This window comes from Gordonia sp. GN26, assembly GCF_054823965.1.
This window is the reverse complement of record NZ_JSYC01000080.1, coordinates 1-5428: the sequence shown is the minus strand read 5'-3', so window position 1 is coordinate 5428 and position 5428 is coordinate 1. Positions and strand designations below refer to the sequence as shown.

Annotated in this window: 3 protein-coding genes; all 3 read right to left on the bottom strand. The window is 68.2% G+C overall.

Annotated elements, in window-relative coordinates; all coding sequences use genetic code 11:
- Window positions 1-36: 36 nt before the first annotated feature.
- Entirely contained in the window at window positions 37-2118 is a 2082-nt protein-coding gene (locus OK17_RS16210; protein ID WP_461418068.1) for a PhoX family protein, read from the bottom strand.
- 280 nt (window positions 2119-2398) lie between these two features.
- The gene (locus OK17_RS16205; protein ID WP_232716805.1) at window positions 2399-4465 is read right to left on the bottom strand and encodes a TPM domain-containing protein; all 2067 of its coding nucleotides are present in this window, start codon (window positions 4463-4465) and stop codon (window positions 2399-2401) included.
- A 76-nt stretch (window positions 4466-4541) separates the two neighbouring features.
- A complete protein-coding gene (locus OK17_RS16200) occupies window positions 4542-5333 on the bottom strand; it encodes an LLM class F420-dependent oxidoreductase (protein ID WP_461418067.1) in 792 nt (263 codons plus the stop codon).
- Between the last annotated feature and the right edge of the window lie 95 nt (window positions 5334-5428).

Genomic DNA, 5428 nt, shown 5'->3' with positions numbered 1-5428 from the left:
GAGGAGCCTGCGACGAGCCGTATCGAAACCGCCCCACTACACGCCGATCGGGGTCCCGCCGTCGCGCCAGACCGCCACCACTGCGGGCCGGGGCTGGGAGTTGCCACCGTCGGGCCAGTGGGATGCGGGGTTGTCGGCCGAGTGGTCGTCGAGCTCACCGGGGTGCTGCACGGCGACGAGGATGCGGTCACTGTCGATGACCGGCCCGCAGGTCTCGGCACCGATCGGGACGGTGAGGAACTGTTTGGTCTCACCACGGCGGTCCCCGTCGAGTGCGACGGCGAACAATCCGTCGTTGGAACCGAGGGCGTTGCCGTCGGTGGAGATCCACAGGTTGCCGTGGGGGTCGAAGGCCAGGTTGTCCGGGCAGGAGATGGGGCTGACCTGCGTCTTGTCGAAGCCGCCGTAGTAGGTGTCGGCGGCGGCCGGGTCACCGCACACCAGCAGCAGCTCCCAGGTGAACTCGGTGCCGGCATGATCGTCGGCGATCTCGAGGATCTGTCCGTTCTTGTTCTCGTTGCGCGGATTGGCCGCGTCGACGGGCGCCTTGCCGTCGGTGCCGCGGTCGCTGTTGTTGGTGAGGGCGCAGTACACCTTGCCGGTCGTGGGGCTCGGCTCGATGTCCTCGGGTCGGTCCATCTTGGTGGCGCCGACGGCGTCGGCGGCCTGTCGCGTGAACACCGCGACCTCTGCCGGCGACATCCCGGGCACATGCGAGCGCGCCGATCCGTCGGCGTTGCTGGTGAGCAGCGGCTTCCATGAACCCTTTCCGGCGAACTTGCCCGACGCAGGTGGTTTGCCGGAGCCGTCCGGGGCGTCCCCGGTGAAGGTCGCCACGTAGAGGGTGCCCTCATCGAGGATGCGAAGGTTGTGCTCGCGTGCGGTCTTCGAGAGTCCGCTCTTGATCTTGCGGGACGAGACGAACTTGTAGATGTACTCGAACTTCTCGTCGTCGCCGCTGTAGGCGACGACGGTGCCCTGATCCGGACCGTTCTTCACGACGTGGATGTTGGCCGATTCGTGCTTGCACCGACCCAGCGAACTGTGTTTGACGGGAACTGTTTTCGGGTCGTGCGGATCGACTTCGACGATGTACCCGAACCGGTTGGCCTCGTTGGGTTCGACGGCGAGATCGAAACGCTTGTCGTACCGACCCCACTGGTGCTCGTCGTCATCGTCGGCGAAGGAGTAGCGGTCGAGGCGTTCGGCCGCCTTCGGGTCGGTGACCTTGCTCGCGTTGGTGAAGTAGTTGTTGAAGTTCTCCTCACCGGAGAGCATCGTGCCCCACGGCGTGAGGCCGCCGGAGCAGTTGGCGAAGGTGCCCAGGATCGTGGTGCCGGCCGGATCCGCTGCAGTCCGGACGAACTCGCTGCCGGCGGCCGGGCCGGTCAACCGGAACGGGCTCGACGCGGTGAGCCGCTGATTGCGCGGTCCCACAACAGGTTCCAGGGCGCCGGTGCCGCGCTTGGCGACCACTTCGACGACGGCGATACCGACCGCGGCCATCGCGATCCGCGTCTGCTGCTCGGTCGGTGCGCCCTCCCGGTAACCGGTGAACATGAACGGCTCGGTGGGGTACTCGAGGTTGGCGACGAGGTAGAAGTGTCCGGGGACGCCGTCGACGGGGATGAGTCCGGCGAAGTCGTTGTTGAAGCCGAACTGTGCGGCCTGCGCTTCGGGGGTCTGCGCGGCGAAGTCGAAGTCCGGGGCGCCGGGCAGGACGGGATCGCCCCAGCGGATCACGACTTCTTGGCGGTAACCGTCCGGGATCACCACCGCATCCTCGGTGTTGGCGGGGACGGCGGTGAACTTCATGCCCGGCAACGCATCTCCGGTAGCTCCCGTGCTCGGCCGCGGCCCGGCCCCCGAACCGCTGTCGCCGCAGGCCGCGAGCACGGACGCCGCACCGACCGCGACCGCGGTACCCGCAGAGGTCTTGAGGACGCTTCGACGCGAGACCGCGGTACGCACGATGTCGCGGAAGTATGCGTTGTCGCTGGAGTTCCCGGGGTCGGACCGGCAGGCGTCGCCGCACTTGTAGCGGCAGGTCACGTGGGCACGGGACGATCGGCCTGCATCGCGGCCGGCGGAGGTGAACAGCGGCAACTGGATTCGCACCCGCAGGACGCTAGGAGAGCGAAACCAACCACCGGGTGCTCAGAGGTGAACGGAAACCGAACGCGCGGTGGCTCCTCTGCTCCCTGAGGTGCGAGCGAAGCCGGCCCCATCCGCGCCCTGAGAAGCGCCCGGATTCCGACTGCCGAACCTCAACTCGACCGGCAGACGTCGATCGAAGTCTGCCGGTCGGGGTTGACGTCGACCGGTAGTTGGGTGGGCGACGGTGTCTTGGGCTCGAACCTTCTCGGGGAGGAATGGGTGTCTCGGTCGGCGGAGCGGTTCAGAACCGTCCGCCGGTACCGATCCGTCCCGACGACCCGGAGCCGCCGAATGAGCCGGGACTGCGTCCGCCACTGCTGAACCCGCCCCCGAAGCCGCCGGGGTAACCGCCCCGGTATCCGCCTCCGCGGCCGCCGCTGATGGTGCCGCGCAGGAAGCTGTCGACCAGGATGCCGCCGAGAACCGCACCCGCGGTGGACGACCCGCTCGAACGCGGCTGCTGCGACTGCTGCCAGCTCACGACATCGCCCTGGGCGGCCATCAGCGCCTGGTCGGCGAGAGCACCGGACTGGCGTGCGGCGGAAGTCGCCGCGACCGGGTCGGTTCCGGCGGCCTCCTGCGCGGACCGGAGAAGCCGCTGGGCCTCGGCCAGACGGGTCCGGGCGGTGGATTGGACGGCGCCGCGTCGGGTGCCGATGAAGTCCGACGCCGCGGTCACCTTCGCGGTTGCCGATTCGAGGGCGGCGGTCAACACCTGTGCGCGACGAGTGCGTTCGGCCGCGGAGTCCCGTGCGGCGTCGAGCGCGTCATCGAGATCGGCGTCTGCGTCGACCAGTGCGGTGAACGTACCCAGGGGATCGGCGTCGAAGCCGGTGCGGGCCGCGTCGAGAGCGGTTCGCGCGGCCGCGGCGGCAGTCGCCAGCGCGGGTCCGCCGTCGGCGGTCAGCGAGGCGGCCTCGGCGAGTTCGCCCTCCACCTCCTCGATCAGCGCAGGCATCCGGGACTGTGCGGCCGCGATGTTGGCGTCGGCGTGATCGATGGCGTCGAGGAGCACGGTGGCCTGCTCGATGGATCCCTCGGCCGAACGGATGGCCGCGACCGCGGGACCCTGCTGCCCGACCGGTGCCGCACTCGCCGCACGACCCTGATCTGCGGTCGCCTCGGCGAAATCGATCTGCTGTCGGGCCAGTTCGACGTTCGACAGGATCGAGGCGAGTGTCTGCTCGCCGTGCTTCTCGGCCAGATCGGCGAGCTGCTGCGACGCCGGTTCGAGACGTGCCCGCAACCCGATCAGCTGCTGGGTGATGGCGTCGAAGCGGGCGTCGGCGTTGATCAGCAGGTTGCGCATCGCATCGAAGGCATCGACCTGGTCGTCGAGGGCGGCGTCGGCCTCGGTGCACGAGGTGATGATCTCGACGAGCATCCGGCGGCGTTCGTCGTCGGTCTCCGGGACGTCGTCGTCGAGTCGCTGACGGATGGTGAACGACTGCGCGAGATCGCGTTTCGCCCGTTCGAGAGCCTTCGTGAACGGTGCGGTCTCGGCAGGGCCGAACTCGTCGACGGCCAGCCGCAGTTCCTCTTCACTGGTGCGGATGGCGTTGTCGAGATCGGTGAGGACCTCGCGAGACCACGGATCGAGCACGTCGAGCGGCTGTTCCTCGAGTTGGTCGACGGTCAGTTCCTGTTCGCGAAGCGCTTCCAGGCTGCTGTCGATCCGACGCTGCTTGCGTCGCCGCGAGTACAGATACGCACCGCCACCGCCGACGACGACCGCTCCGCCGACGACACCGGCGGTGATGACCCCGGTGTAGCTGGGGTCGAGGGCATTCGAGAGCCCGTTGATCGCACCCAGGCCGGCCTGCGCCCAGTTGCCTTCGCGAAGCTGCGGTACGACGTCGTTGGTGGCAACGTCATCGAGGGTCGACTGGTCGAGCCCGCCGATGTCGTCAGGGGCGAACATCCGGTAGGAGCGGTCCTCGGTCGCGACCGCCAGCAGGGCGTCGTGGTCGCCGAGTTCACTGGCGATGGCGGTCTGGTCGGCCCACTGTTCGCTGGTGAGGCCGTCAAAACTGCGGACGTACACGATCCACATCTGGATGTCGTGCTTGTTGTACAGGTCGTCGGCGGCATTCTCGAGCTCGGTCCGCTGCTCCGGTGTGATCACCTCGGCCGAGTCGACGACGTAGGTGGGTAGGCGGGCGGGCGGTTCGGCGGCGGCCGGGCCGGCTCCGACACCCGCCAGCAGCAGCGTCATCCCGAGCGCGAGACCGACTGCGCCGAGAGCTGCGGAGATGCGACGTGTCACGACGTGCCCCCACCCACCACGAATCGCAGGTTCCCGATGCATGATCACAAATTTAACCAGCGGCCGCATTCGGGTGAGTGTATGTCCGTCCTTGACCTCGATGGGTACCGGCACGTGCTCAGCGTCGAGCGTCGCGCCACCGGCACAGGGCCTCGACGGCGGTGAGGTCGTAGTCGGGGCCCGTCACGCCGACGGTGAGCAGACTGATGCCCTCGTCGGCCAGTGCGTCGGCACCGCGGAGCAGCGCGTCGACGTCGCCGTCGAACTGCACCGCCGACGACCGTTCGATGGTCTCCGGGTCGCGTCCCACCGCCGCGCAGTGCTCGGCGAGCACCTTCGACTTGTGGCGGTACTGCTCGACATCGTTGAAGCCGTGCCAGGCGTCGGCGTGTTCGGCGATGTAGCGCAGCGTCTTCTTCTCGCCGCTTCCGCCGACGAGGATCGGGATGTCGCGGGTGGGCGCCGGGTTCAGCTTGCCCAGACGCGACTTGATGCGCGGCAGCGCCGCGCCGAAGTCGTTGAGGCGTGAACCGACGGTGCCGAACTCGTAGCCGTACTCGTCGTAGTCCTTCTGGAACCAGCCCGCGCCGACACCGAGGATCAGGCGTCCGCCGCTGATGTGGTCGACGGTGCGGGCCATGTCGGCGAGCAACTCCGGATTGCGGTAGGAGTTGCAGGTCACGAGCGCGCCGATCTCCACCCGCGAGGTCTGTTCCGCCCACGCACCGAGCATCGTCCAGCACTCGAAGTGCTCGCCCTCTTCAGCGCCGTAGAGGGGATAGAAGTGATCCCAGTTGAAGGCGACGTCGACGCCCGCATCCTCGGCGCGGCGGACCGCATCCCGGATCAGGCCGTACTCAGGAGCGTGCTGGGGCTGGATCTGGACACCGATACGAAGAGGGAAGGCCATGGCGACCAGTCTGCCTTCTCATGGCGTCGGCGTCGATGACTTGCGCCCTTTGCTCCCTGAGGCCCGGCCCGGAGCATGCGTGCCGTCGACCTTTG

Bases quoted from the DNA above. Each gene is read 5' to 3' on its own strand.
- OK17_RS16205 (WP_232716805.1), bottom strand. From the start codon at position 4,465: ATGCATCGGGAACCTGCGATTCGTGGTGGGTGGGGGCACGTCGTGACA.
- OK17_RS16200 (WP_461418067.1), bottom strand. From the start codon at position 5,333: ATGGCCTTCCCTCTTCGTATCGGTGTCCAGATCCAGCCCCAGCACGCT.